Genomic DNA, 26,498 nt, shown 5'->3' with positions numbered 1-26,498 from the left:
GGCTTACCCATGCCCCGACATGCCGTCAAGAAAGAGCCCGCCATGGTGCATCCGCATAACGAACCGCCCCTGAACCCGATGCCGCCCGTGGTGATGGCGCTTTTCATCGTCATCGTGGGCGCGGAGGCGGTGTTGTCGCTGGGCGCCTACGGCTTTGTCGGCGGGCCGGGCGCCGTGGGATGGCGCATCGACGCGATGGAGCGCTTCGCCTTTTCCGCGCCGGTGCTGCAATGGATGATCCAGACCGGGCAGTTTCCGGTGCAGCATGTGATCCGGCTGTTCAGCTACCCGTTCGTGCACGGCAATTTCACCCATGCGCTCTTTGCCGGGGTGATGCTGCTGGCCATGGGCAAGATGGTGGCGGAGGCGCTGGGCGCGCTGCGCACGCTGGCGATCTTTTTCGCCGCGACGCTGGGCGGCGCGCTGGCGTATGGGCTGCTGCTCGAGACACGCATGCCGCTGATCGGGGCGTTTCCGCCGGTCTACGGGCTGATCGGGGCCTTCACCTATCTGCTCTGGCTGCGGCTCGGGCAGATGGGAGCGCAGCAGATCCGGGCGTTTTCGCTGATCGGAATGCTGCTGTTCATCCAGCTTGTCTTTGGCCTGATTTTCGGGGGCAGCCAGGACTGGGTGGCCGATCTGGGCGGCTTCGCCACCGGCTTCGCGCTGGCGCTGGTGCTGGTGCCCGGCGGCTGGACCCGGCTGCTAGGGAAGTTCCGGCGCGACTGAGCGGCGCTCAGCGCATCCAGAACCCCTCGCGTTTCAACGCATTGCGGATCGCCTGTTCGCGGCGCGGCAGGTCGTCGCGATCGAAAAGCGCGCGCGCCTTGTGGCCGCGGCCCTGATAGAGCATGCGCTTGATCGGCTCGTATTGCTTGAGCAGTTTCTTGATCTTGTTGGGCGCCGCGATCTCTTCGAGAAACGCCACCACCGCGTCGGGCTCGCGCGCGTAAAGCAGCGGCAGGGTGCGGTAATGGCAGGTGACCCGGCCGTCCAGCAGCCCTTCGGGCAGCGTGTGGCGCCCGCCGCCGAAGGAATGGATCACCAGCGGCAGGGCGATCTGGTCGAGCCAGGGGTCGAGGCTTTGGCAGATCAACTCGGGGGGCGGGTCGTCGCGGATCTCCAGCGCGTAATCGAGGAACCGCCGGCCGAACTTGCGCGGGCATTCGTAATAGAAGAACCCGGCGTTGAAATAGAGATAGCGCTGCCAGTATTCATCCGGCCAGGAGAGATCGAGCGAGCTTTCGAAATCGAGCCCGAAACGGTCGTAAAGCGCCTTCCAGGTCCGGGTGTAGCCGGGGCCGTAAAGCTCGATCTGCGGCCAGGTGCCTTCGCGTTTCATCGAGGCGGAGGGGCGTGCGAAATCGAAGGGCACCGCGCTCAGATCGTCCAGCACCAGCGTGTCGGTGTCGAAGAACACGAAGGGCGCGCCCTCGGGCAGTTCCAGCAGCGCCTCGATCTTGTTGCCATAGGGGTAATCCCCACCGAAATGCCGGCTTTCGAAGGGCAGGAACCGCACCCCCTGCGCTTCCAGCAATGCGCGGAGCTCGTCGTCCCGGATGCGCGGATCGCTCTGCCAGCGCGGGCCCGGTTGCGGCTCGGCGACATAGAGCTGCACCCGGCTCTTCGGCGTGGTGGCCGCCAGCGAGACCGCGAAGAGGATCGCCTCGTATTGCAGCCGCCCGGCCTGACCGACGATCATCACGTTGAGCGGGTGCGCCCGCGCCTTGTCTGTCATGCTCGCCTCTGCGCTTTTGGCAGCAGTATAGGCGGGCGGGCGCGGCTCCGGAAGCCGGGAAAGGCGCGGGCGCGGCGGTCAGAGGACGATGGGCGACAGCACCTGCGGTTCGATCACATCGACCCCGGGCAGCCCGGCGGCCAGCGCCTCGGCCGATTGCGCCAGCGCCGGGAAGGTGCGGTAATGGCCGGGGATCACCGTCTTGAAGTCGAAATAGGTTTTCGCCGCCCAGGCGGCCATCTCCATATCCATGGTGTAATAGCCACCGGCGGAGAGGATGCCGATGTCGGGTTTGAAATATTCCCCCATCCAGGCCATGTCCGCCATGATCGTGGTGTCGCCGGAGAAATAGAGCGTCTTGCCCTCGCCGCGGATCATGAAGCCGGTTTCCATGCCGGTATAGGTGGTCAGCCCGTCCACCTGCATGGACGAGCTGTGCGAGGCGGGGACCATCGTGACCGAAACGTCGCCGAAGCTGACGGTGCCGCCCTTGTTGAAGGCATGGCCCGCCTTGGCGCCCTGTGCGGTCAGCAGCCCGGCCAGTTCGAAGATGCCCGAAACCGGCAGGTCGGTCTTTTGCGAGAGCGCGACGATGTCCTTGGTGTGGTCGAAATGGCCATGGGTGACGAGAATCTGCGTCGCGCCGGCGAGCGCCTCGTCGTGACGGTCCTCGGGCATCATCGGGTTGCCGTCGAGCCAGGGGTCGATGAGCAGCACCTGATCCGCGATCTCGATGCGAAAGGAGCCGTGGCCGAGCCAGATGATCTTCATGGGGGAATCCTCCGGGTGTTGATGTCCGGGGCGACGGTAGCGCGTCCTCGGGCGGGGTAAAGGGGGCGCTGCCCCGCGCGCGCCGGGGCGCGCGGCCCCCCGGAGTATTTGGCGGAAAGATGAAAGGGGAAGCGTCAGACCGCCGGCGAGCGGGCGGCGAGCCCGGCCATGATTGCGCGGTCGGCGGTATCGAGCGGCCCGTCGGCGCCGGGGCGGAAGCGGGCGCGGAAGGCGGTCAGCAGTGCCGGGTGCTGGTCTTCGGTGAAGACATAGCCGAAGCGGCGCGCATCGGCGTGGAAATCGCCGGGGGCTGCCGCTTGTGGGCGGATCGCCAGGCCCCGGCGGGCGAGGCGCGCCCAGTCGAAGCGCGGGCCGGGGTCGATCTTGCGTCCCAGGGCCATGTCGGAATGGCCGATCACCCGGTCCGGCGGGATCCCCCAGCGAGCGAGGATGCCTGCGAGCAGTGTTTCCAGGGCGGCCATCTGCGGTTCGGGAAAGGGTTCGAACCCGGTATTGGCGATCTCGATCCCGATCGAGCGCGAGTTGACCTCCTCGACGCTGCCCCAGGCGCCGAGCCCGGCATGCCAGGCGCGCATATCCTCGCGCACGAGCTGCCAGCAGGTGCCATGGCGGCCCAGGACATAATGCGCAGAGACGTTGGAGGCAGGATCACAGAGCCAGTCGCGCGCCGCCTCGGCGCATTCCATGGCGGTGTAGTGCAGCACGACCAGATCCGGCCGCACGCCAAGCCGGCGCGGGCCGAAATTGTCGCTGGGATGCCAGAGCGGGGTCAGCCGCCGCGCGCCGCGCGGAACGGCGCGGGATCCCAGGCGCAGGCAAAGCCGTCGCCATCGGGGTCGAGCCCCTTGCGGTCCCGGTCGGGCCCGCCCATGGAGAGGAATGCCTCCTGCGCGAGATCGGAGGAGTTGTAGGCGCCGCAGGCCCGCGAGATGCGGTTGCCGTCATAGCGGCCCGAGCGCTTGTAGAGCGTCACGCCGACCGGGTTGGTCGTGCGCAGGGCGTATTCCACGATATTGGGCGCGTCGCTGTCCGGGCGCGGCGGCAGGTCGGTCGGGGTGATGAGCTGGTACTGCGCGCGGTTCTGCGCGATCAGCGCCGCGTCGGCCTGAATGTCGCGTTCGGCCGAGACCGCCTCGAAATTGTTCTCGTTCGAAATACCCGCGGCATTGGTCACCACCTGCGGCGCGGGGTTCGAGGGCGAGGCCTCGACCGGGGCCACGCCGGAGTTCTGCGCGGCGGCGGTCGCTGCGGCGCGCGTGTCTGCATCGTCGAGTGTCCGGCTTTCGACCGCGGTGGGCGGCTGCACGGTCATCTGACTGCTGGCCTGGCGCTGCGCGTCGAGCTGGCGTTGCGAATAGGTCCGGTAGTCTTCGAACCCGACCCCCGTACCGCTGTCCGGCACGGAGGGCGAACATGCCGACAGCGCCAGCGCTGCCACACCGCAAAGGAATACGTTTTTCATTGTTCTGTTCTGCCCGTCACCCTTGTTTTGAGCGGTCTTACCACCATTTCGCGGGTTTTTCCACAAACCCGGCGGCGCGCTCCAGCGCGTAGGCGGTATTCAGCAGATCGCCTTCCTCCCACGGGCGTCCGATCAGTTGCAGCCCCAGCGGCAGGCCCTGCTTGTCCAGACCCGCCGGAACGCTGACGCCCGGAAGCCCGGCGAGGTTCACGGTGACGGTGAACACGTCGTTGAGATACATCTGCACCGGATCGGCCTCCTGCATCTCGCCGAGCCCGAAGGCGGCGGAGGGCGTGGCAGGCGTCAGGATCGCATCGACGCCCGCGGCAAAGGCCTCCTCGAAGTCCTTCTTGATCAGCGTGCGGACCTTGCGGGCGCGATTGTAGTAGGCGTCGTAGAAGCCCGCCGACAGCACATAGGTGCCGACCATCACGCGGCGCTGCACCTCGTGGCCGAAGCCCTCGGCGCGGGTCTTTTCGTACATGTCGTTGATGCCCTCGCCCGAGGCGAGCCTGGCGCGATGGCCGTAGCGCACCCCGTCATAGCGCGCGAGGTTCGACGAGGCTTCGGCGGGCGCGATCACGTAATAGGCGGGCAGCGCGTATTTCGTGTGCGGCAGCGAGATATCGACGATCTTCGCGCCCGCATCGGCCAGCATCTCGCGGCCTCTGGTCCAGAGCGCCTCGATCTCCTCGGGCATGCCCTCCATGCGGTATTCGCGCGGGATGCCGATGGTCTTGCCCTTGATGTCGCCGGTGAGCATCGCCTCGAAATCCGGGACCGGAAGGTCGGCGGAGGTGCTGTCCTTGGCGTCGTGGCCGCACATGGCCTGAAGCAGAATGGCCGCGTCGCGCACGTCCTTGGTCATCGGGCCCGCCTGGTCGAGCGAGGAGGCAAAGGCCACGATGCCCCAGCGCGAGCAGCGCCCGTAGGTCGGCTTGATGCCGGTGATGCCGGTGAAGGCGGCGGGCTGGCGGATCGAGCCGCCGGTGTCGGTGCCGGTCGCCGCGAGGCAGAGATCCGCCGCCACCGCCGCCGCCGAGCCGCCCGAGGAGCCGCCGGGGGTGAGGGCGGTGTCGTCATTGCCGCGCCGCCAGGGGTTCACCGCGTTGCCGTAGCACGAGGTCTCGTTCGAGGACCCCATGGCGAACTCGTCCATGTTGAGCTTGCCCAGCATGACCGCGCCGGCGTCGAAAAGCTGCGTGGTGACGGTGGATTCGTATTCCGGCCGGAAACCTTCGAGAATGCGGCTCGCCGCCTGGCTGGCCACGCCCTTGGTGCAGAAAAGATCCTTGATCCCCATGGGGATGCCGCACATCGACGGCGCCTCGCCTTCCTTGATGCGGGCATCGGCGGCCCTGGCCTGCTCCAGCGCGATCTCGGGGGTCTTGTGCACAAAGGCGTTGAGCGCGCCCGCGCCCTCGATGGCCGCAAGGCAGGCTTCGGTCAGCTCGACCGAGGTCACATCGCCGGCGCGCAGCGCGTCGCGCGCCCCGGCCACTTTCAGCTTCGTCAGATCGCTCATTCCACCACCTTCGGCACGGCAAAAAAGCCCTCGCGGGCATCGGGGGCGTTGGACAGGATCTTGTCCTGCATGCCACCATCGGTCACCCCGTCCTGACGGCGCTTGAGCCGCATCGGCGTGACCGAGACCATGGGCTCGACGCCCTCCACATCCACCTCGTTCAGCTGTTCGATGAAATCGAGGATATTGGAAAACTCCTGCGCCAGCGCGGGAAGCTGGTCGTCCTCCACCCGGATCCGGGCAAGTTTCGCCACGCGGGCGGCGGTATCGGTGTCGATCGACATCGGGGGTCTCCGTTGTCCTGAATACGTCCCGCCCGCTTTACTCCGCCATGTCTGTGGTCGCAAGCGCCCGGCGGTCCCGCGCCGGTGTCGCAAGGTTTCTTTTGCGGATTTGCAAAGAGAAGAAGGGGCAGGGGCGCACCCTTGTGCTTCTTCTCTTTCCCAATACGCCCGCCGGAGGCATCCGCAAGCACGGCGCCTGTCATGCCGGGCAAGGTAGGGTGGGCAATTTGCCCACCGCGTCGCAAACCGGGCTATTCCAGCGAGTAGGGCACCACTTCACGCCGTTCGGGATGGATCGACAGCCGCTTTTCCAGCGGCGGCACCGAGCGCTGGTGGCAATCGGTGCGCTCGCAGATCCGGCAGGAGATGCCGATGGGTTCGAAGGCGCCGTCGCGGCCCAGGTCGAGCCCGTCCGCATAGACCAGCGCGCCCGCATGCTTCACCTCGCATCCGAGTGCCATGGCATAGCGCCGGACGGGGGCGCCGAAATGGCCGCCGCGCTTGGTGACGTCGCGGGCCAGCAGCACATAGCGCACCCCGTCCGGCGTCTCGGCGAGCTGGCGCAGGAAGCGGCCCGGCGTCTCGAAGGCGCGGTGCACGTTCCACAGCGGGCAGGCGCCGCCGAAGCGGGCGAATTGCAGCCGTGTGGCCGAGTGCCGCTTGGTGATCGTGCCCGCCTGATCGACCCGGGCGAAGAAGAAGGGGATGCCCTTGGCGCCGGGCCGCTGCAGCGTCGAGAGCCTATGCGCCACCTGCTCGATCGAGGCGCCGAAACGCGCGGCGAGCAGTTCCAGGTCGTGGCGCGTCTCCTGGGCTGCGGCAAGAAACCGGCCATAGGGCATCAGCGCGGCGCCGGCGAAGTAATTCGCCAGCCCCAGCTTGGCGATGGCGCGGGCGGCGTCGGACTGGAACCGGGCCAGATCCAGCGTCGCTTCCAGAAGGTCGTTCTGCCGCAGCAGAGCGATCTGTACCAGAAGCTGAAAGGTCTGGGTCTCGGGCGGCACCAGACCGGAGAGCGTGAGCTGCCGGCGCTCGGGATCGTAGGCGCGCAGCGTGGCGGTCTGGGTGATCTCGACCGCGATGCCGCGTTCGCGCAGGCGGGCGATCACCGCGGCGCGCATATCGCCGGCGAGGTGCTGCGCGTAATGCTCGGCCGCACGGTCCACCGCGTCGATGTAATTGTCGCAATAGTGAAAGAAATCGCGCACCTCTTCCCAGGGCGAGGGCTGGAGCTGCGCGCCTTCGCGCCCCAGCGCCTCGTCGAGCGAGGCCAGCCGTTCGTGGGTCTGGCGATAGGCGCGGTGCAGTTCGAGGAAGGCGCGGGCGAGGGCCGGGGCGTTTGACGCGGTGAGCCGCAGATCGGCCAGCGGCGGCGTTTCGCCGAAGACCGGGTCTGCCAGCGCCTCGCGCATGTCCGAGACCAGCCGCTCGCTGTCGCCCTGGCCCAGCTCGGTCACGTCGAAGCCGAATTCCTGCGCCAGTGCGAGCACCACCGTGGTCGAGACCGGGCGGTTGTTGTTCTCCATCTGGTTCAGATAGGGCAGCGAAATCCCCAGCTTGGCGGCAAAATCCTTTTGCGTCAGCCCGAGCCGTCCGCGCAGGTCGCGCAGCTTGGCGCCCGCATAGAGCTTGCGTGTGGCCATGATCCCCTCCGTGCCCGTTTGCAGATTAGCGTCGGGTGGGGAGCTACTTTGCAAATCCAGCGGGCGAGGTCCAGCCCTCATGTGGCGGAGGTCAGAGCGTTCCCAGGCCCCGCAGCCGGCGTTCGCGGCGGATCACCATGAGGATGGCGACGATGGAGGCGGCGCCGGTGGCGAACATCAGCCAGAGCAGCGGCCAGGCGCCGGTGCCGGGTTTCAGCAGTGCGCCCGCGAGCGCCGACAGCGCCGCGCCGCCGCCGATCATGATCGCGCCGCCGAGGCCCGAGGCGGTGCCCGCCAGATGCGGACGCACCGACAGCGAGCCGGAGGTGGCGTTGGGGATGGTCATGCCGTTGCCGAGCCCGACAAAGGCCATGAAGCCGAAGAAGGTCCATTCCGACTGGAAGCCGAAAGCGAAGGCCAGCAGCGCCATCCCCAGCCCGCCGGCATTGATCAGGCAGCCCCAGAGAATCATCCGGTTGATGCCGACCCGGGCCGAGAACCGCCCCGACAGCCCGTTGCCGGTGAAATAGCCCACCGCCGGCACGCCGAAGAAAAAGCCCAGCGTGGCGGGGTCGAGGCCAAACACCTGCGAGCCGACGAAAGGGGCGCCGCCGAGATAGGCGAAGAAGGCGCCCGAGCAGAAGGCGGCGGTCAGCGCATAGCCCCAGAACCGCGGGCTGCGCAGCAGTTCGGGATATTCGCGGAACTGCCGCGCGAGCGACAGGCTGCTGGCGCGCGAGGTCTCGCCCAGATCGCGCCAGCTCAGCCAGAGGATGAGGGCGCCAAGCACGAAGAGCATCCAGAAGCTGGCCTGCCACCCGAACATCTGGTCCAGCACGCCGCCGAAAACCGGGCCGACCATCGGCACCACGGCGACCCCCATGGTGACATAGCCGATCATCGAGGCGGCCTGATCCTGCGAAACCATGTCACGCACCACCGCGCGCGACAGCACCATGGCGGTGACGATCACCGCCTGACACATGCGGAAGGCGAGGAAAACCGCCACGTTGGGGGCAAAGATGCAGCCCAGCGTCGCCACCAGGAACAGCCCGAGCCCCCAGAGAATCACCGGGCGGCGCCCGAACTTGTCGGAGACGGGTCCGATGAGGATCTGCAGAACCGCGTTCACGCCCAGGTAGATCGCGACCGAAAGCTGCATCAGGCGATATTCGGTGTTGAAATGCGCCGTCATGTTGGGCAGCGAGGGCAAAAAGACGTTCATCGCAAGCGCGGATAAACCTGCCAGCAGGATAAGTGTGACAATATGCGGCGGAGTCGTGCGGTCCAGAAAACGGACCAGAGGCGCGGTTTGCATGGAGAAAGGGGTAGGGCCGAAACGGGGAAATGTCCATTCGGCGCACGCGGATGAGGTGATTTTGCGATTTTGCGTTTCGCAAATTTGACTCTTTCCACAATTTGCAAATTTGCCGAATTTGACTTGAGCGGCCATGCCGCCTCTGTATGGTCCTGCCAAACGAAAGGGACGGCCATGAAAGACATTCTGCACGAACTGGAAGAGCGCCGCAGCGGGGCGCGGCTCGGAGGGGGCCAGAAGCGGATTGATGCGCAGCATGCCAAGGGCAAGCTGACCGCGCGCGAACGGATCGAGCTCTTGCTCGACGAGGGCAGTTTCGAAGAATACGACATGTTCGTCGCCCATCGCTGCACCGATTTCGGCATGGAAAAGAACCGTCCCTATGGCGATGGCGTGGTCACCGGCTGGGGCACGATCAATGGCCGCATGGTCTATGTCTTCAGCCAGGACTTCACCGTTCTGGGCGGCTCTGTCTCGGCCACCCATGCGATGAAGATCTGCAAGATCATGGATATGGCAGTGCAGAACGGCGCCCCGGTGATCGGTCTCAACGATTCCGGCGGTGCGCGGATCCAGGAGGGCGTCGACTCGCTGGCCGGTTATGCCGAGATCTTCCAGCGCAATATCGAGGCCTCGGGCGTGATCCCGCAGATCTCGGTCATCATGGGCCCCTGCGCCGGCGGCGCGGTCTATTCGCCCGCCATGACCGATTTCATCTTCATGGTGAAAGACACCTCTTACATGTTCGTCACCGGCCCCGACGTGGTGAAGACCGTGACCAACGAGGTGGTGACCGCCGAGGAGCTGGGCGGGGCCTCCACCCACACCAAGAAATCCTCGGTCGCCGACGGCGCCTTCGAAAACGATGTCGAGGCGCTGGCCGAGGTGCGGCGCCTGGTCGATTTCCTGCCGCTCAACAATCGCGAAAAGCCGCCCGTGCGACCCTTCTTCGACGATGTGGACCGGGTGGAAAATTCGCTCGACACGATCATCCCGGAAAACGCCAACCAGCCCTATGACATGAAGGAACTGATCCTGAAGGTCGCGGACGAGGGCGATTTCTACGAGATCCAGGAAGAGCACGCCAAGAACATCATCACCGGCTTCATCCGCCTGGAAGGCCAGACCGTGGGCGTGGTGGCGAACCAGCCGATGGTGCTGGCGGGCTGTCTCGACATCGACAGCTCGAAAAAGGCCGCGCGGTTCGTGCGGTTCTGCGACTGTTTCGAGATTCCGATCCTGACCTTTGTGGACGTGCCGGGCTTCCTGCCGGGCACCGGCCAGGAATACGGCGGCGTCATCAAGCACGGTGCCAAGCTGCTCTTCGCCTATGGCGAGGCGACGGTGCCGAAGGTGACGGTGATCACCCGCAAGGCCTATGGCGGGGCTTATGACGTGATGGCCTCCAAACATCTGCGCGGCGATGTGAACTATGCCTGGCCGACGGCCGAGATCGCGGTGATGGGCGCCAAGGGCGCGACCGAGATCATCCACCGTGCCGATCTGGGCGATGCCGAGAAGATCGCCAAGCACACGCAGGATTACGAAGATCGTTTCGCCAACCCCTTCGTGGCGGCCGAACGCGGGTTCATCGACGAGGTGATCCAGCCGCGCTCGACCCGTCGCCGGGTGAGCCGTGCCTTTGCCATGCTGCGCAACAAGAAGCTCAGCAATCCGTGGAAGAAGCACGACAATATCCCGCTCTGAGCCGGTCCGGGGAGGAGTGATGGGCCACAGGGGCTGGCATATGCAGCGGGACGGCGAGGCGCTGACCCTTGCCCGGCGCTGGCCGCCGCGTTTCGACCTGAGCGTCGAGACCCGGCTGCCGCGTGTCGCCCGCAAGGGGAGGCTGGCGCATCAGGTGCGCCAGGATCTCTGGCGCGCGTTGCAGGATCTGCGGGGGTTCTCGCCCTGCGTGTCGCTGCGCGAGACACCGGAGGGGCTCGTACTGCGCGCCGGCGGGCAGCTCGACGGCGCCGCGCCGCGCGCGGTGGCCGAAGCGCGCATCGCGGCGGTGCTGGAAGATCGCGGCAACCGCGCCCGCTGGATCGGGTGGGCGGCATGACGATGCGGGTCGGGAAGGGGCCCAGGGCGCTGATGCTGGCGCTTTGCCTGGCTGGCCCTGCGTCTGCGCTGGCGCTGGATGAGACGGTGACCGTGCCCTCGGGCATGCCGGTCGCCTTTCACGAGATGCTGTGGGACGATCCCGGCGGCGGGGCGATCTACCGGTTCCGCTTTCTCGCGCCTGAAATCGGCGGCGCGCAGCCGCGCCCATATGAGGAGGTGGCGGCAGATATGGATTTTCTCTGCCAGGACATCGCCGCGCCGGAGCTTGCCGAGGCCACGCCCGCAGCCGCGCGGATCGTGATCTCGCTCATGGCGGAGCCGGTCGAATTCGGCGATCCTTCGCCGAGTGTCCGGCAATATTTCGAGGCCTACAGCCTTCGGGACGGTCTCTGCATCTGGGAGGCTTTCTGATGTTTCCACAACATCTTGCGAGCCGTTTCTCATGTGGACAAGTGAATGCGGCTTTCGAGTCACAGGTTGGCGTCTGCGTGCGGGCCCAATATCTTTCACGCCCTGTTTCGGATATGGTCGAAAACGATTGCACCCAAGCAATCGTTACCTCGGAACGAGGACAGGCAGGGCCGACAGGTCCTGTCGGTTTCGTTGAACCTGACAGGAGAAAGAGATGTCCAAGAGCATCAAAGTTCTTGCCATGCTGGGCCTTTACTTCGGCCTCACCGCTTGCGGCGGTCAGCAGGAAGAAGAGTTCGTCGTGGTCGATCCCGAGCCGATCAGCGTCGAGCCCGTCTACACCGGTAAGTACAAGTAACCGGACTTCGGGACGGGCCCTTCGGCCCGTCCCCCTTTCGGGCGCCGTGGCGCCGCTGCGGGCTGGGCGTGTCTTCGTCCCCTCAGCTCGTGTTTTTCCGTCTGTAAGAGACGGACTTCATGACATTTTCTCACGACCCGGTTACCATGGTCCCCGATCCTGCGCAGAATGCGCTGAATCGCTCTCATCCACGATTGTCGCGGGGACAGTGACATGCACGCACGTAACATCCTTCTCACATTGCTCGCCTCGGGCGGGCTGCTCGCCTGTACGCAAAGCGAGCCCGTTCCGGTGCCGGTCGGGCCGGAGCCCATCGCCGACAAATTCGGCAATGCGCTTTATTGCCCCGGCGATTACGTTCTGCAGGGCGAGGTCTGCGTTCCCGTGGCCTATGCGCCCGCGGCAACCGGAATGGCCGCCGGCGGCGACGGCAGCACATCGGGCGGTGCCGGTGGCGGCAGTGACGACGGCGGTGACGATACCGACACCGGCACGGGCTCCGGCAACCAGAACCAGAACCGTGAAAACACCCAGAACCAGAACAACAATCAGAATAACAACCAGAACAACAATCAGTCTCAGGGGAGCTGAGCGCCGGTTCCCTGACGGGGTCACCCACAGCGGTGCCGGGGGCTTTGGTCCGGCCGGGGAGAGCGTGTCATGCTGAAGCATCGCGGTTTCCCCGGGCGCCTTCCCGGCACCGACTTCCAGTTCACCATTCGCCGGGCCAATCCCAAGGGGGTCACCCCGCTGGTCCGGCGCGAGCGCTATCGCGACCGCAAATCCGTGGACAAGCGCGCGGATCTTGCCTTCATGGCGTCGCTCTGGGCCTATTTTGGCACCGAACCCTTTGAACGCGGCAATCTCGACGCCGGGCGGCTGAGCTGGCTCTTCGGGCGCGAAGTGCTGCCCTATGACGATCCGTTCGATCCCGAAAGCTATGACGCGCTGCTGATCATCGACGAGCAGGCGGCCCGCGCGGCCTTTCCCGATGCGTTCGAGGAGGGCGAGGAATGGGCGTGATCTTGCCACCGGAAGGCGAGTTTGCGCGAAACCGCGCCGATGTCTCTGCGGCGGCCAGCTTCTTCTATGCGGGGTCGGGCGACTCGGGCAATCTAACCGTGTTGCGAGTTGTTCGGTGTCTCCGTAGGGCACCTTTCATTCACCGTTACCCTTCCCCTTGCGGACGACGTGGTACATCCCCTGGCCCGTCGTCCGTTTTTCCCGTTTCAGACCGGAAAATCCTTGATCGGCAAAGGCTTGCCGATCACGCTCTGTGGCGGAAATCGGGCTGGAACCCGAGGGTCGTTCTGTGGGTTATGGCTGCATCGGCAGTCAAATCCATTAGGGACGGAGAACAATGCAGATCGTCAAATTCCTCACTCTCGGCGCGGCGCTGGCCGGGCTCTCGGCCTGCGGCGACACGCTGGGCGAACAGGCGCTCATCGGCGCAGGGGCCGGTGCGGCCACCGCTGTCGCCGTCGATGGCGACCTCGCGACCGGCGCCGTTGTCGGCGCGGCCGGCAACATCGCCTATTGCCAGCGCTACCCGTCGCGCTGCTGAGACGCTGATCCATCGCGCGGCCGCGTGCCGCGCGCATTTTTCTGAACCGGCCACCGGGGCGATGCGCCCCGGTGGCCGTTTTCGTGTTCATGCCGCGTGCGCCCGGGCGTCCGCAGGCCGCAAGATGCAATGAAAGGGACAGAGTATGTTCGATAAGATCCTGATCGCCAACCGTGGCGAGATCGCCTGCCGGGTCATCAAGACCGCGCGCAAGATGGGCATCAAGACGGTGGCCGTCTACTCCGATGCCGACAAGCACGCGCTGCATGTCGAGATGGCCGACGAGGCGGTGCATATCGGCCCGCCGCCCGCGAACCAGTCCTATATCATCATCGACAAGATCATGGACGCCATCAAGCAGACCGGCGCACAGGCGGTACACCCGGGCTATGGCTTCCTGTCCGAGAACCCGAAATTCGCCGATGCGCTCGAGGCCGCCGGCGTCGCCTTCATCGGACCGCCCAAGGGCGCCATCGAGGCGATGGGCGACAAGATCACCTCGAAGAAGCTGGCTCAGGAAGCCGGTGTCAGCACCGTGCCCGGCTATATGGGGCTGATCGAGGATGCGGACGAGGCGGTGAAGATCTCGAACGACATCGGTTATCCGGTGATGATCAAGGCCAGCGCCGGCGGCGGCGGCAAGGGCATGCGGATCGCCTGGAACGACACCGAGGCGCGCGAAGGCTTCCAGTCGTCCAAGAACGAGGCGGCCAGCTCCTTCGGCGACGACCGGATCTTTATCGAGAAATTCGTCACGCAGCCGCGCCACATCGAAATCCAGGTGCTTTGCGACGCGCATGGCAACGGGCTGTGGCTGAACGAGCGCGAATGCTCGATCCAGCGGCGGAACCAGAAGGTGGTGGAAGAGGCGCCGTCGCCCTTCCTCGATCCCGAGACCCGCAAGGCGATGGGCGAGCAGGCCGTCGCGCTGGCCAAGGCGGTGGATTACACCTCTGCCGGCACGGTGGAATTCATCGTCGATGGCGACAAGAACTTCTACTTCCTGGAAATGAACACCCGCCTTCAGGTGGAACACCCGGTGACCGAGCTGATCACCGGCATCGACCTGGTGGAGCAGATGATCCGCGTCGCCAATGGCGAGCCGCTGAGCATCACCCAGGACGATGTGACCATCAACGGCTGGGCCATCGAGAACCGGCTTTACGCCGAGGATCCCTACCGCAACTTCCTGCCCTCCATCGGCCGTCTGACCCGCTACCGCCCGCCTGCCGAGGGCGCGCTGGGCGAGGGCATCGTGCGCAACGATACCGGCGTCTACGAGGGCGGCGAGATCTCGATGTATTACGACCCGATGATCGCCAAGCTCTGCACCTGGGCACCGACCCGCGAGGCAGCGATCGAGACCATGCGCAACGCGCTGGACAGTTTCGAGGTCGAGGGCATCGGCCACAACCTGCCCTTCGTCGCGGCGGTGATGGACCACGAGCGCTTTGTCACCGGCAATATCTCGACCGCCTTCATCGCCGAGGAATATCCCGAGGGGTTCGACGGGGTGACGCTTTCCGAGCCCAAGCTGCGCGACATCGCGGCGGCGGCGGCGGCGATGAACCGGGTTGCCGAGATTCGCCGTGCGCGGATTTCGGGGACGCTCGACAACCACGAGCGCAAGGTCGGCACGGTCTGGAACGTGACGCTTCAGGGCGAGAGCTTTGATGTCACCATCGACGCCGACAAGGCGGGCGCCACCGTGACCTTTGCGGACGGGGCCGCGATCCGGGTCGATGGCGATTGGACGCCGGGCAAGTCTCTGGCCCATATGTCGGTGGACGGGCGTCCGCTGGTTCTGAAGGTCGGCAAGATTTCGGGCGGGTTCCGCATCCGCAGCCGCGGCGCCGATCTGAAGGTCAACGTGCGCACGCCGCGTCAGGCCGAACTGGCCCGTCTGATGCCCGAAAAGCTGCCGCCGGACACGTCCAAGCTGCTGCTCTGCCCGATGCCGGGTCTGATCGTGAAGGTCGATGTGGCCGAGGGCGACGAGGTGCAGGAGGGTCAGGCGCTCTGCACCGTCGAGGCGATGAAGATGGAGAACATCCTACGCGCCGAGCGCAAGGGCGTGGTCAAGAAGATCAACGCGGGTCCGGGCGACAGCCTGGCCGTGGACGATGTGATCATGGAGTTCGAATAACGCCATGACGGCCGTGCCGGGATATAGGGCTGTTTCGCTGCCGCCGTTCAGGCGGCGGCGGAGCTGTCGCCCGTCCGGCGCGGCAGCCGCGCCGCGCTACTGCCGGAGCTGGTCGCGCCGGTCGCGCACCTCTTGCTGGCGCAGCGGCTGCTTGTCGATCGAGCGCGAGATTTCCCGCACATCCCAGGGAGCCGGCTTGCGCAGGATGACCGTGCCGTCCTTGGCGATGAGCACGAACATGAAGCCGCGCGCCCGCAGCGCCTGGCGGATCGGCGAGCGTGCCGCCGGATCGGTGTCGGTGATCACCACCACATCGCGTTCGGTCAGCGCATCCAGCCGTTCTGTGACGAGCTGCATCTGCTGCACATACCGGGGGTCGGCGGGATTGTCGGCGAAGACCACCAGCGGGCGGTTGATCCAGAGGAACTCTTCCAGCGTCGCCTCGCCGGCGGGACGGATCGCACCGGCCTCGGGCGCCTCGGCGCTCTGGGCGGCGCCGAAACTGGCCGTCAGGGTGAAAAATCCAAGCGCGACAAGGGGGATCCAGCGGGTCATGCCCTCAGATATAGGGGCGCGACCGGGCTCTGCACAGCGTTTCGCGCGGGCCGCGACGAATTTTTCCGCTCTTAACCGCTTTCTCATGGAGAGGCGCGCATGATGCCGCGTCTGTCCCATATGAGGAGCGTCCGCCATGGACATTGTCCTGCACCTTGGGGCCCATCGTGCGGGCTCGACCAGCTTTCAGACCTACCTGCGCGGGGCCGAGGTGCCGCTGGCGGGGCAGGGGATCGGTTTCTGGGGGCCGTGGCGCACGCGCAAGGGGCTGCTTCACGGGCTGATGGAACCAGCGCTGCGCCCGGGGGCAGAGCGGCACGCCAGGGGGCGGGTCCGTCTGGCGGCAGAGGCCTCGGCGCGGCGCGGGCTAGCGGTGCTGCTGGTCTCGGACGAGAACATGCTGGGCAGTCCGCGCGGCTGCCTGCGGGCGCGGCGGCTCTATCCCGACGCGGGCGCACGGGTGGCCCGGGTGTTGGGGGGCTTCGGCAGTGTGCGGCGCGCGGTGCTGCAGATCCGCTCGCCCGAGATGTGGTGGGCCTCGGCGCTGGGCTATCTGGTCGCGCGCGGCGGGGCGCTGCCCGACGCCGCGCTGCTGAAGGCGCTGGCGGCGCAGACGCGCGGCTGGCGCGAGGTGATCGCAGACATTGCCTGCGCCTTGCCGCGAACCGAGCTGCTGGTCACGCCCTTCGAACGCTTCGTTTCGCGCCCGGACCGGCTGCTGCGGCGGGCGGCGGCGCTGCGCTTTGCGCCGCCGATGCCGCCGGGCGGCATCTGGGCGCATCGCGGCCCCGATCTTGCGGGGCTGCGGGCACTGCTGGCGGACCGGGGCGAGGATCCGCGCGTGCTGCCCGAGGGCGAGGGCCGCTGGATGCCGTTTTCCGCCGAGCAGGCCGCCTGCCTGCGCGAGAGCTATGCCGACGATCTGTTCTGGCTGCGTGCCGGGGCGGATGGTCTGGCCCGACTGACAGAAGACCCGGAGCCCGGGCAGGACAGGATCAACTGGCCGCCGGCTCCCAGAGAGAGAGGACAAACCGATGACAGCCAAGACGGACGATTGGCGCAATCTCGCTGAGAAAGAGCTGCGGGGCCGCCCGCTGGAGGATCTGACCTGGGACACGCTGGAAGGCATCGAGGTCAAGCCGCTCTATACCGCCGCAGACGTGGAAGGGTTGCCGCAGATCGGCGAGCTGCCGGGGTTCGAGCCGTTCACGCGCGGCGTCAAGGCGACGATGTATGCCGGGCGCCCCTGGACGATCCGGCAATATGCCGGCTTCTCCACCGCCGAGGAATCGAACGCCTTCTACCGCAAGGCGCTGGATGCCGGGCAGCAGGGCGTGTCGGTGGCGTTCGACCTTGCCACCCACCGGGGCTATGACAGCGACCACCCGCGCGTGGTGGGCGATGTCGGCAAGGCGGGCGTGGCCATCGACAGCGTCGAGGATATGAAGATCCTGTTCGACGGCATCCCGCTCGACAAGGTCTCGGTCTCGATGACGATGAACGGCGCGGTGATCCCGGTGCTGGCCAACTTCATCGTCACCGGCGAAGAGCAGGGCCATGACCGCGCGTTGCTCTCGGGCACGATTCAGAACGACATCCTGAAAGAGTTCATGGTGCGGAACACCTATATCTATCCGCCCGAACCCTCGATGCGGATCATCTCGGACATCATCGAATACACCTCGAACGAGATGCCGAAATTCAACTCGATCTCGATTTCCGGCTATCACATGCAGGAGGCCGGCGCGAACCTGGTACAGGAGCTGGCCTATACGCTGGCGGACGGCAAGGAATACGTGAAGACGGCGATGGATGCCGGCATGGATATCGACAAGTTCGCCGGGCGGCTGTCGTTCTTCTTTGCCATCGGCAAGAACTTCTTCATGGAGATCGCCAAGCTGCGCGCCGCGCGCATGCTCTGGAGCCGGATTATGACCGAGCTCGGGGCCAAGAACGCACGCTCCAAGATGCTGCGTACCCACTGCCAGACCTCGGGCGTGTCGCTGGCCGAGCAGGATCCGTATAACAACGTGATCCGCACCGCCTATGAGGCGATGAGCGCGGTTCTGGGCGGCACCCAGTCGTTGCACACCAACGCGCTGGACGAGGCGATCGCGCTGCCGACCGAGTTCTCGGCGCGGATCGCGCGGAACACCCAGCTCATTCTCCAGCAGGAGACCGGCGTGACCAAGGTGGTCGATCCGATGGCGGGGTCCTACTATGTCGAAAAGCTGACCGCCGATCTGGCCGAGGCGGCGTGGAAGCTCATCGAGGAAGTCGATGAGATGGGCGGCATGACCAAGGCAGTGGCCTCGGGCATGCCCAAGCTGCGCATCGAGGAGACGGCGGCCAAGCGCCAGGCCGATATCGACCGGGGCGATGATGTGATCGTGGGCGTGAACAAGTACCGTCTCGCCAAGGAAGATCCGCTCGACATTCTCGATATCGACAATGCCAAGGTGCGCGAGGGGCAGATCGCCTCGCTTGAGAAAATCCGCGCGACCCGCGATCAGGCGGCCTGCGACGCCGCGCTGTCCGAGCTGGAGCGGCGCGCGAAAGAGGGCGGCAACCTGCTGGACGCCGCGGTGGAAGCGGCCCGCGCCCGGGCCTCGGTTGGGGAAATCAGCATGGCGATGGAAAAGGTGTTCGGCCGTCACCGGGCCGAGGTGAAGACGCTCGCCGGGGTCTATGGCGCCGCCTATGAGGGCGATGAGGGCTTTGCCGCGATCCAGAAGGCGGTGGACGATTTCGCCGAGGAAGAAGGCCGCCGCCCGCGCATGCTGGTGGTCAAGATGGGCCAGGACGGCCACGACCGGGGCGCCAAGGTGATCGCGACGGCCTTTGCCGATATCGGTTTCGACGTGGATGTGGGCCCGCTGTTCCAGACCCCGGACGAGGCCGCGCAGGACGCCATCGACAACGACGTGCACATTGTCGGCATCTCGTCGCAGGCGGCGGGCCACAAGACGCTGGCGCCGCAGCTTGTCGAGGCGCTGAAGGCGCAGGGCGCCGAGGACATCATCGTGATCTGCGGCGGGGTCATCCCGCAGCAGGATTACCAGTTCCTCTACGATGCCGGCGTGAAGGCGATCTTCGGCCCGGGCACCAATATCCCCGAAGCGGCGCAGGACATCCTCAAGCTCATCCGCGAAGCGCGGAGCTGAGCGGCGTCCGGCGCGTCCGGATCTTGGGATCCGGCGCCGGGATCTTTGCAAGCGCCGGGCCCTTTGGGGCCCGGCGTTTTGCCGTGCTGGGCCGCTGCTCCGGGGCGGATCCGCGCGGTGGCGGGCCCGGTTGGGGCGACGTGGCGCATTTTTGCCATTTGCTTAGCGATTACCGTACCCTATCGTAATCCGGACCGGTCACGGAACGGGCGGAACATGAAGCTGCAGCTTGATCACATCGCGGTGCTGGGTGAGAGCCTGGAAGAAGCGGTCGCCCATGCCGAGGCGGCGGCGGGAGTGCCTCTGCTGCCGGGCGGCACGCATCCGCGCTACGGCACGCATAACCAGCTTCTGGGGCTGGGGCGCGGCCTTTATCTCGAAGCGCTGGCCATCGACCCGGCGGCCCCGCCCCCCGAGGGCGCGCGCTGGTTCGGGCTCGACCGTTTCGCGGGGCCGGCGCGGCTCGACAAGTGGATCTGCCGGGTGAGCGACATGGAGGCGGCGCTGAAGCTGCTGCCGATGGCCGGAAAGCCGGTGACGCTGTCGCGCGGGCGGCTGCGCTGGATCATGTCGGTGCCCGAGGACGGTATGCTGCCCTTCGACGGCGTGTTTCCGGCGCTGATCCAATGGCTGAGCCCGGTGCCCGCCGGGGCGGTCCTTTCGGCCTCGGGCACGGTGCTGGAGCGGCTGGCCGTCGTCCACCCCGAGGCCGCCGCGCTGGAGGCGCTTCTGGCGCCCGTGCTCGACGCGCCGCTGGTGTCCTTCCAGAGCGGCCCCGCCGGGCTGCGCGCCGAGCTGCGCACGGCGCAGGGCCATCTGAGGGTGCTGCAATGATCGTCCGCCCGGCGCGGGCCGAGGATGCCGCCCCGCTGGTGGCGCTGTGGAACCCCTGGATCGCGGAGACCGCCATCACCTTCTCGACTGCGCTCAAGACCGAAGCGGGGGTGGCCGCCGATATTGCCGCGCGCGGGGCGGGTTTTCAGGTGGCCGAGGAGGCCGGAGAGCTTCTGGGCTTTGCCACTTTCTTTCCCTTCCGCTCGGGGCCCGGCTATGCCCGGACCAAGGAGCACACGGTGATTCTGTCGCCCCGGGCGCGCGGGCGCGGCGCCGGTCGGGCGCTGATGACGGCGATCGAGGCCGAGGCGCGGGGGCAGGGGGTGCATTCGCTGTTTGCAGGGGTCTCGGCGGAAAATCCCGACGGCGTGGCATTCCACGCCGCCATCGGGTTCCGCGAGGCGGCGCGGCTGCCGCAGGTCGGCTACAAGTTCGGGCGCTGGATGGATCTGGTGCTGATGCAGAAATTTCTCTGATCCGCCCTGACAGCGCCGCAGAGAGCGCGTAAGATTCCCCCATGTCGATCTGGACCCGCATCACCGAAGCGCTTTCCGCGCTGGCCAATGGCGAGGGGCTCGCCGCCGTTTTCGAACGGCTGCGGCAGCCGCCCGAGCGCAGCGTGGGTTTTACCATCGCGGTGATCGCGCTTTCCGCGAAGATGGCCAAGGCCGACGGCCGTGTGACGCGCAACGAGGTCGCGGCCTTCCGCGAGGTGTTCCGAATCGCACCCGAGGACGAGAAGGCGGCGGCCCGGGTCTTTAACCTGGCGCGTCAGGACGTGGCGGGGTTCGAGGAATACGCCCGCCGGATCCGGCAGATGTTCGACGACACCCAGGGGCCGATCTGCGATCTGATGGAAGGGCTGTTTCACATCGCCATGGCCGACGGCCATTACCACCCCGGAGAGGACCAGTTTCTGGAGCGGGTGGCGACCATCTTCGGTCTGCCCGATCCCGAATTCCGCGCGCTGCGGGCCCGTTTCGTGCCCGACGCGCCGCCCGATCCCTATGCGGTGCTTGGCGTCTCTCCGGACGCGCCCCTGGACGAGATCCGCCGCCACTGGCGCCAGCTCGTGCGCGACAGCCATCCCGATGTGATGCAGGCACGCGGCGTGCCCGTGGAAGCGGTGAAGCTCTCCGAAAAACGGCTCATCGACATCAACCGCGCCTGGACCGAGATCTCGGCGCGGCAGGACGCCTGAGCGCGGGGGATGCGCCTGGCCACCTATAATATCGAGTGGTTCGACGCGCTGTTCGACGATGCCGGCCAGCTTCTGGCCGATGGCGGCTGGTCGGCGCGGCACGATATCACCCGCGCGCAGCAGACCGAGGCGCTGGGGATCGTCTTTACCGCGATGAACGCCGACGCGGTGATGATAGTCGAGGCGCCCGACAGCAATTCCCGACGCGACACCGCCCGTGCGCTCAAGAGCTTTGCCGCAGCCTTCGATCTGCGTACTCGCGAGGTGCTGACCGGGTTTCTGAACGGCACCCAGCAGGAGATCGCGCTGCTTTACGATCCGGCGGTGCTGACCGTGCGCCATGCCCCCGAGGGGGACCCCAGGAGCGGCGATGCCCCGCGCTTCGACGGGGTGTTCCGGATCGACCTGGACATCGACGCGACCGAGGACAAGGTGACGTTCTCGAAGCCGCCGCTGGAGGTGGAGGCGGTGACCGCGCAGGGCCATGTGCTGCGGCTGATCGGGGCGCATCTGAAATCCAAGGCGCCGCACGGGGCGCAGACCCGCGACCAGATCATGCGGCTGGCCATCGCCAATCGGCGCAAGCAGCTTGCCCAGGCGATCTGGCTGCGCCGCCGGGTCGATGCCCATCTGACGGGGGGCGACAGCCTGATCGTGCTGGGCGATCTGAACGACGGTCCCGGGCTCGACGAATACGAGGATCTGTTCGGGCGCAGCTCGGTGGAGATCGTGCTGGGCGACGGCGGGCCGCGGCTTTTCGATCCGCATGCCTATCTGGCGCTGCACCCGCGGCTCGGGCCGCAGCCGACCACGGCGCGATTCTATCTGGCGCCCGAAAAGCGCTATATGCAGGCGATGCTGGATTACATCATGGTCTCGCCGGATCTGCGGGCGCGCGCGCCGGAATGGCGAATCTGGCATCCGTTCGACGATCCGGTCTGCTGGAAGACGCCGGAACTGCGCGAGGCGCTGCTGACCGCCTCGGATCATTTCCCGGTGACGCTGGACATCGACATCTAGCGCCGCGCCGGCCTGAGGCGACGGGCAGCACGCGCCGCCGCCTCAGTCGCGCAGCAGCTTCAGCGCATCCTTGAGGTCGATGGCGCCGTCATAGAGCGCCCGGCCCGAGATCGCGCCGTTCAGCGAGGCACCGCAATCGCGCAGGGCGCGCAGGTCTTTCAGCGAGGATACCCCGCCCGAGGCGATCACCGGGATCGTCACCGCGCGGGCCAACGCTGCCGTGGCCTCGACATTCGGCCCCTGCATCGCACCGTCGCGGTTGATGTCGGTGTAGATGATGGCGGCCACGCCCGCGTCCTCAAAGCTCCGGGCCAGATCCACCGCGTCGACATCGGTGACCTCGGCCCAGCCCTTGGTGGCGACGCGCCCGTCCTTGGCGTCGATCCCCACGGCGATCTTGCCGGGGAACTTGGCCGCCGCCTCGCGCACCAGCGCGGGGTTCTCCACCGCCACGGTGCCCAGGATCACGCGGGCGAGCCCCTTGTCCAGCCAGCGCTCGATCGTGGCCATGTCGCGAATGCCGCCGCCAAGCTGCGCCGGGGTGTTGGTGGTCTTGAGGATCGCCTCGACCGCAGCGGCATTGACCGGCTCGCCGGCGAAGGCGCCGTTGAGATCCACCAGATGCAGCCATTCGCAGCCGGCGGCGACGAATTCCAGCGCCTGCGCGGCGGGATCGTCGTTGAACACGGTGGCTTTGTCCATGTCGCCGCGAAGCAGGCGCACGGCCTTGCCGTCTTTCAGGTCGATGGCGGGGTACAGGATCATGGCGTTTTGCTCGATACAGTCTTTTGTGGATAATTTCATGACGTGCGGGGCGATGCAATCCGACCTTGGGTCATTGCCGAATGGAAACGGGCATTTGACGCCCGCCGGTGATGCAGAAATGCGGCGATTTCACACCTCTGGATTGCGTTTCATGCCCTCCATGCGGCTTTGGCGCGAAAAAGCTCTTGCGCGGGCATCGCCGGTCACGGGCGCCAGCGCAGGAAATTGGCGATCATGCGCAGGCCGGTGGCGGCGCTTTTCTCCGGGTGGAACTGCAAGCCGAGCACCGTGTCGCGCCCGACGATGGCGGTGACGTCGCCGCCATACTCCACATGCGCGAGGCGCTGCGCGGGATCGGACATGCGCATCTGATAGGAATGCACGAAATAGGCGTGATCGCCGGTCGCGATGCCGTCGAGCACCGGGTGGGGCATGTCGATCACCAGATCGTTCCAGCCCATATGCGGCACCTTCAGCGACGGGTCGGAGGGGACGATCCGCTCGACCTCGCCGTCGATCCAGCCGAGCCCGTCGGTTTCCTCGTATTCATGTCCCTTGCGGGCAAGCAACTGCATGCCGACGCAGATGCCGAGGAAGGGCACGCCGCGCGTCTCCACCGCCTCGACCATGGCCTGAAAGCAGCCCGAGCGCCAAAGCGCCGCGGCGCAGGCCGGAAAGGCGCCGTCGCCGGGCAGCACGATGCGGTCGGCATTGGCCACGGTCTCGGGATCGGTGGTCACCACGACCTCGCCGGCATCGGTTTCCCGCGCCATGCGCTGGAACGCCTTTTCGGCGGAGTGCAGATTGCCGCTCTCGTAATCGATGATCGCCGTCAGCATCGCCGCGCTCCTGTCTTCAATGTCGTCCGGAAGAGGCGGGCGGCCCGGAAGGCGGCGCCGGCCTCAGAGGTTTTCGTATTGCGGCATGCCGAGCACATGGAAGCCACCGTCCACATGCAGGATCTCGCCCGTGGTGCAGGCGCCGGCATCCGAGACCAGATAGACCGCCGTGCCGCCCACCGCGTCGAGCGTCGCGTTGGCGCGCATCGGGGCGTTCTGGTCGGTATGCTTGTAGGTCTTGCGCGCCCCGCCGATGGCCGCGCCGGCCAGCGTCTTCATCGGGCCGGGAGAGATCGCGTTGACGCGGATGCCCTCGGGGCCGAGGTCGTTGGCCAGATAGCGCGTCGCCGATTCCAGCGCCGCCTTGGCCACGCCCATGACGTTGTAGTTCGGCACCACGCGCTGGCTGCCCTCATAGGTCAGCGTCAGCAATGTGCCGCCGTTCTCCACCATCAGAGGATGCGCGCGGCGGGCGACCTCGATGAAGCTGTAGCACGAGATGTCGAGCGAGTTCTTGAAGTTCGCCCGGCTGGTGTTGAGGATCCGCCCGGTCAGCTCGGACTTGTCGGAAAACGCGATGGCGTGAACCAGAAAGTCGATCGTGGGCCAGCGCGACCCGAGCTCGGCAAAGGCCGTTTCGAGCGAGGCGTCGTCGGTCACATCGACATCGACCATGAAATCGCTGCCCACCGAGGCGGCCAGGGGTTCCAGGCGCTTGCCGAAGGCTTCGCCCTGATAGGTGAAGGCCAGCTCGGCCCCCGCCTCGTGCAGCGCCTTGGCGATGCCCCATGCGATGGAGCGGTCATTGGCCACGCCCATGACCAGCCCGCGCTTGCCCTTCAGAAGCTCCGACATGTACCTATAACCCGTTGTTTTTATTGTTGATCAATCGCGGTAACGGCTCAGAAGCATGGAGCCGTTGGTGCCGCCGAAGCCGAAGGAATTGGTCATGACCGTATCCAGTTCGGCGTTTTCCACGAGCGTGGTGGCGATCTCTTCGGGCTTCAGCGCCGGATCGAGGGTCTCCACGTTGATCGAGGGGATGATGAAATCGTTTTTCAGCGCCAGCAGGCAGTAGATCGCCTCCTGCGCGCCAGTGGCGCCCTGGCTGTGGCCGGTCATCGACTTGGTCGAGCTGACCGGCGGTGTGCTGCCGTCGCCAAAGACCCGGCGCACCGCTTCGATCTCGCCCACGTCGCCGACCGGAGTCGAGGTGCCATGCGCGTTGATATAGCCGACCTTGCGGTCTTCGGGCAGGGTGGAGAGCGCCAGCCGCATGGCGCGCTCGCCGCCCTCGCCGGAGGGGGCGACCATGTCGTGCCCGTCGGAGGTGGCGGCATAACCGGTGACCTCGGCATAGATCTTGGCGCCGCGCGCCTTGGCATGTTCCAGCTCTTCCAGCACGACGATGCCGCCGCCGGCCGAGATCACGAACCCGTCACGGCCCGCGTCGAAGGCGCGCGAGGCGGTCGCGGGCGTGTCGTTGTATTTCGAGGACATGGCGCCCATCGCGTCGAAGAGGCAGGACAGGGTCCAGTCCAGCTCCTCGCCGCCACCGGCGAACATCACGTCCTGCTTGCCCATCATGATCTGTTCGGCGGCATTGCCGATGCAATGCAGCGAGGTCGAGCAGGCCGAGGTGATGGAATAGTTGATGCCCTTGATCTTGAAGGCGGTCGAGAGGTTCGCCGAGATCGTCGAACACATCGCCTTGGGCACCGCGAAGGGGCCGACGCGCTTGGTGGCGCCGGTGGTCAGCACGGTCTGATGCGCGGTGAGCAGCGCCGAGGTCGACGGCCCGCCCGAGCCCGCCACCAGCCCGGTGCGCGGGTTCACGACGTCGGACCCCTCGAGCCCGCTATCGGCGATGGCCTGGCTCATGGCGATATGGGCATAGGCAGCGCCCGGTCCCATGAAGCGCAGGGTACGCTTGTCGACATGTTCGGACACGTCGAGATTCACGGCTCCGGCGATCTGGCTGCGGAAGCCGTGCTCTTTCATCTGTTCGTTTGCGGTAATGCCCGACCGGCCCGCTTTCAGCGAGGCCAGCACTTCTTCGGCATTGTTTCCGATGGAGGATACGATCCCCAGTCCCGTGACGACGACGCGGCGCATGGGCATTCTCCTGGTTCAGCTTTCGGACAGGGCGACCTTCATGTCCTTGACTTGATAGATGACCTCGCCATCCGCCTCCACGCGGCCATCGGCCACGCCCATGGTCAGGCGGCGGGTCTGAACCGCCTTGGTGAAATCCACGTAATAGGTCAGCATCTTGCGGTCGGGCCGCACCATGCCGGTGAGCTTGACCTCGCCCACACCCAGAGCATAGCCGCGCCCGGGCCATCCGCGCCAGCCCAGATTGAAGCCGGTGAGCTGCCAGAGCCCGTCAAGGCCGAGACAGCCCGGCATGATCGGGTTGCCGGGGAAGTGGCAGGCAAAGAACCAAAGATCGGGGGTGATGTCGAATTCGGCCACCACATGCCCCTTGCCATGGGCGCCGCCGTCACTCGAAATATCGGTGATGCGGTCCATCATCAGCATGGGCGGTTCGGGAAGCTGCGCATTGCCGGGGCCGAACAGCTCGCCACGGGCGCATTTCAACAGGTCTTCCTTGCCAAAGCTGGTGGGGTAGTCGGCCATATGCGCGGGGCCCTTCGTTCCTTGGGTTGCGGTTCGCGCCCCCTCTATCACCGTGAAAGCGCGGCTTGCAAGCCTGCCGAATCCTGGGCGCTTGGCATGTGATGCCGGGTTTTTCATTTGAAATTGCAGGCAGGCTTCCTTTATATATGTCGGCACCTTGAAACAGGCGGAA

The 26,498-nt window shown here is 66.4% G+C and carries 29 protein-coding genes; 15 read left to right on the top strand and 14 right to left on the bottom strand.

Annotated features, from left to right (window positions below):
• The first annotated feature begins 42 nt into the window (after positions 1-42).
• The gene (locus tag M4578_RS02475; RefSeq protein ID WP_258091971.1) at positions 43-729 is read left to right on the top strand and encodes a rhomboid family intramembrane serine protease; all 687 of its coding nucleotides are present in this window, start codon (positions 43-45) and stop codon (positions 727-729) included.
• A gap of 7 nt (positions 730-736) precedes the next feature.
• Here the strand turns inward: M4578_RS02475 and M4578_RS02470 are convergent, their stop codons facing one another.
• From M4578_RS02470 to M4578_RS02435, 8 genes are all read right to left on the bottom strand, one after another.
• The gene (locus M4578_RS02470) at positions 737-1,738 is read right to left on the bottom strand and encodes a hypothetical protein (protein ID WP_258091847.1); all 1,002 of its coding nucleotides are present in this window, start codon (positions 1,736-1,738) and stop codon (positions 737-739) included.
• A gap of 78 nt (positions 1,739-1,816) precedes the next feature.
• Positions 1,817-2,509, bottom strand: a complete 693-nt coding sequence (locus M4578_RS02465) for a metal-dependent hydrolase (protein WP_258091846.1) — start codon at positions 2,507-2,509, stop codon at positions 1,817-1,819.
• Positions 2,510-2,643: 134 nt separating this feature from the next.
• Positions 2,644-3,339: an N-acetylmuramoyl-L-alanine amidase gene (locus M4578_RS02460; RefSeq protein WP_258091970.1), complete on the bottom strand. Its 696-nt coding sequence runs from the start codon at positions 3,337-3,339 to the stop codon at positions 2,644-2,646.
• Entirely contained in the window at positions 3,300-3,992 is a 693-nt protein-coding gene (locus M4578_RS02455) for a hypothetical protein (protein WP_258091845.1), read from the bottom strand. The genes M4578_RS02460 and M4578_RS02455 overlap by 40 nt, the downstream gene beginning before the upstream one ends.
• A gap of 37 nt (positions 3,993-4,029) precedes the next feature.
• Complete coding sequence (gene gatA, locus M4578_RS02450) at positions 4,030-5,517, bottom strand: Asp-tRNA(Asn)/Glu-tRNA(Gln) amidotransferase subunit GatA (protein ID WP_258091844.1); 1,488 nt, start codon at positions 5,515-5,517, stop codon at positions 4,030-4,032.
• Positions 5,514-5,801: an Asp-tRNA(Asn)/Glu-tRNA(Gln) amidotransferase subunit GatC gene (gatC, locus tag M4578_RS02445; protein ID WP_076696397.1), complete on the bottom strand. Its 288-nt coding sequence runs from the start codon at positions 5,799-5,801 to the stop codon at positions 5,514-5,516. The genes gatA and gatC overlap by 4 nt, the downstream gene beginning before the upstream one ends.
• A 251-nt stretch (positions 5,802-6,052) precedes the next feature.
• A complete protein-coding gene (locus tag M4578_RS02440; protein WP_258091843.1) occupies positions 6,053-7,444 on the bottom strand; it encodes a helix-turn-helix domain-containing protein in 1,392 nt (463 codons plus the stop codon).
• A gap of 91 nt (positions 7,445-7,535) precedes the next feature.
• Entirely contained in the window at positions 7,536-8,762 is a 1,227-nt protein-coding gene (locus M4578_RS02435; protein WP_258091842.1) for a multidrug effflux MFS transporter, read from the bottom strand.
• Between the two features lie 174 nt (positions 8,763-8,936).
• Between M4578_RS02435 and M4578_RS02430 the strand changes: the two genes are divergently transcribed.
• The 8 genes from M4578_RS02430 to M4578_RS02395 all read left to right on the top strand — a co-directional run bounded on the left by M4578_RS02430 (position 8,937) and on the right by M4578_RS02395 (position 15,308).
• Entirely contained in the window at positions 8,937-10,469 is a 1,533-nt protein-coding gene (locus M4578_RS02430) for an acyl-CoA carboxylase subunit beta (RefSeq protein ID WP_258091841.1), read from the top strand.
• A gap of 40 nt (positions 10,470-10,509) precedes the next feature.
• The gene (locus M4578_RS02425; protein WP_258091840.1) at positions 10,510-10,827 is read left to right on the top strand and encodes a hypothetical protein; all 318 of its coding nucleotides are present in this window, start codon (positions 10,510-10,512) and stop codon (positions 10,825-10,827) included.
• A complete protein-coding gene (locus tag M4578_RS02420) occupies positions 10,824-11,240 on the top strand; it encodes a DUF6497 family protein (RefSeq protein WP_258091839.1) in 417 nt (138 codons plus the stop codon). The genes M4578_RS02425 and M4578_RS02420 overlap by 4 nt, the downstream gene beginning before the upstream one ends.
• A 214-nt stretch (positions 11,241-11,454) precedes the next feature.
• On the top strand, positions 11,455-11,598 hold the full coding sequence (locus M4578_RS02415; protein WP_258091838.1) for a hypothetical protein: 144 nt from the start codon (positions 11,455-11,457) through the stop codon (positions 11,596-11,598).
• Between the two features lie 213 nt (positions 11,599-11,811).
• On the top strand, positions 11,812-12,189 hold the full coding sequence (locus tag M4578_RS02410) for a hypothetical protein (protein ID WP_258091837.1): 378 nt from the start codon (positions 11,812-11,814) through the stop codon (positions 12,187-12,189).
• A 69-nt stretch (positions 12,190-12,258) separates the two neighbouring features.
• Positions 12,259-12,621 carry a hypothetical protein gene (locus M4578_RS02405; RefSeq protein WP_258091836.1) on the top strand — a complete coding sequence of 121 codons (363 nt, stop codon included), beginning with the start codon at positions 12,259-12,261 and terminating at the stop codon, positions 12,619-12,621.
• A gap of 337 nt (positions 12,622-12,958) precedes the next feature.
• Positions 12,959-13,162 carry a hypothetical protein gene (locus M4578_RS02400; RefSeq protein WP_258091835.1) on the top strand — a complete coding sequence of 68 codons (204 nt, stop codon included), beginning with the start codon at positions 12,959-12,961 and terminating at the stop codon, positions 13,160-13,162.
• A 145-nt stretch (positions 13,163-13,307) separates the two neighbouring features.
• Positions 13,308-15,308: an acetyl-CoA carboxylase biotin carboxylase subunit gene (locus M4578_RS02395; RefSeq protein ID WP_258091834.1), complete on the top strand. Its 2,001-nt coding sequence runs from the start codon at positions 13,308-13,310 to the stop codon at positions 15,306-15,308.
• A 96-nt stretch (positions 15,309-15,404) separates the two neighbouring features.
• Here the strand turns inward: M4578_RS02395 and M4578_RS02390 are convergent, their stop codons facing one another.
• A complete protein-coding gene (locus M4578_RS02390) occupies positions 15,405-15,863 on the bottom strand; it encodes a DUF4174 domain-containing protein (protein ID WP_258091833.1) in 459 nt (152 codons plus the stop codon).
• A gap of 136 nt (positions 15,864-15,999) precedes the next feature.
• Between M4578_RS02390 and M4578_RS02385 the strand changes: the two genes are divergently transcribed.
• From M4578_RS02385 to M4578_RS02360, 6 genes are all read left to right on the top strand, one after another.
• Complete coding sequence (locus M4578_RS02385; RefSeq protein ID WP_258091832.1) at positions 16,000-16,935, top strand: hypothetical protein; 936 nt, start codon at positions 16,000-16,002, stop codon at positions 16,933-16,935.
• Positions 16,898-19,027, top strand: a complete 2,130-nt coding sequence (scpA, locus tag M4578_RS02380) for a methylmalonyl-CoA mutase (protein ID WP_258091831.1) — start codon at positions 16,898-16,900, stop codon at positions 19,025-19,027. The genes M4578_RS02385 and scpA overlap by 38 nt, the downstream gene beginning before the upstream one ends.
• Before the next feature lie 216 nt (positions 19,028-19,243).
• On the top strand, positions 19,244-19,861 hold the full coding sequence (locus M4578_RS02375) for a VOC family protein (protein WP_258091830.1): 618 nt from the start codon (positions 19,244-19,246) through the stop codon (positions 19,859-19,861).
• Positions 19,858-20,337, top strand: coding sequence for a GNAT family N-acetyltransferase (locus M4578_RS02370; RefSeq protein WP_258091829.1), 480 nt, complete (start codon positions 19,858-19,860; stop codon positions 20,335-20,337). The genes M4578_RS02375 and M4578_RS02370 overlap by 4 nt, the downstream gene beginning before the upstream one ends.
• Before the next feature lie 41 nt (positions 20,338-20,378).
• The gene (locus M4578_RS02365) at positions 20,379-21,062 is read left to right on the top strand and encodes a molecular chaperone DjiA (protein ID WP_258091828.1); all 684 of its coding nucleotides are present in this window, start codon (positions 20,379-20,381) and stop codon (positions 21,060-21,062) included.
• 9 nt (positions 21,063-21,071) lie between these two features.
• Positions 21,072-22,082, top strand: coding sequence for an endonuclease/exonuclease/phosphatase family protein (locus M4578_RS02360; protein WP_258091827.1), 1,011 nt, complete (start codon positions 21,072-21,074; stop codon positions 22,080-22,082).
• Between the two features lie 42 nt (positions 22,083-22,124).
• Here M4578_RS02360 and hisA read toward each other — a convergent pair whose 3' ends face one another.
• The 5 genes from hisA to fabA form a co-directional block, all read right to left on the bottom strand.
• A complete protein-coding gene (hisA, locus tag M4578_RS02355) occupies positions 22,125-22,847 on the bottom strand; it encodes a 1-(5-phosphoribosyl)-5-[(5-phosphoribosylamino)methylideneamino]imidazole-4-carboxamide isomerase (RefSeq protein WP_258091826.1) in 723 nt (240 codons plus the stop codon).
• Between the two features lie 203 nt (positions 22,848-23,050).
• A complete protein-coding gene (gene hisH, locus M4578_RS02350; protein WP_258091825.1) occupies positions 23,051-23,686 on the bottom strand; it encodes an imidazole glycerol phosphate synthase subunit HisH in 636 nt (211 codons plus the stop codon).
• 63 nt (positions 23,687-23,749) lie between these two features.
• Positions 23,750-24,541, bottom strand: a complete 792-nt coding sequence (locus tag M4578_RS02345) for an enoyl-ACP reductase FabI (protein WP_258091824.1) — start codon at positions 24,539-24,541, stop codon at positions 23,750-23,752.
• A gap of 30 nt (positions 24,542-24,571) precedes the next feature.
• Positions 24,572-25,801, bottom strand: a complete 1,230-nt coding sequence (fabB, locus tag M4578_RS02340) for a beta-ketoacyl-ACP synthase I (RefSeq protein WP_258091823.1) — start codon at positions 25,799-25,801, stop codon at positions 24,572-24,574.
• Positions 25,802-25,816: 15 nt separating this feature from the next.
• A complete protein-coding gene (fabA, locus tag M4578_RS02335) occupies positions 25,817-26,326 on the bottom strand; it encodes a bifunctional 3-hydroxydecanoyl-ACP dehydratase/trans-2-decenoyl-ACP isomerase (RefSeq protein WP_258091822.1) in 510 nt (169 codons plus the stop codon).
• Positions 26,327-26,498 lie beyond the last annotated feature (172 nt).

The sequence above is a fragment of the Salipiger pentaromativorans genome, from assembly GCF_024721115.1.
Taxonomy (GTDB): Bacteria; Pseudomonadota; Alphaproteobacteria; order Rhodobacterales; family Rhodobacteraceae; genus Salipiger; species Salipiger pentaromativorans.
The sequence above is the reverse complement of the archived record's forward strand: the minus strand, read 5'-3'. Positions and strand labels throughout refer to the sequence as shown.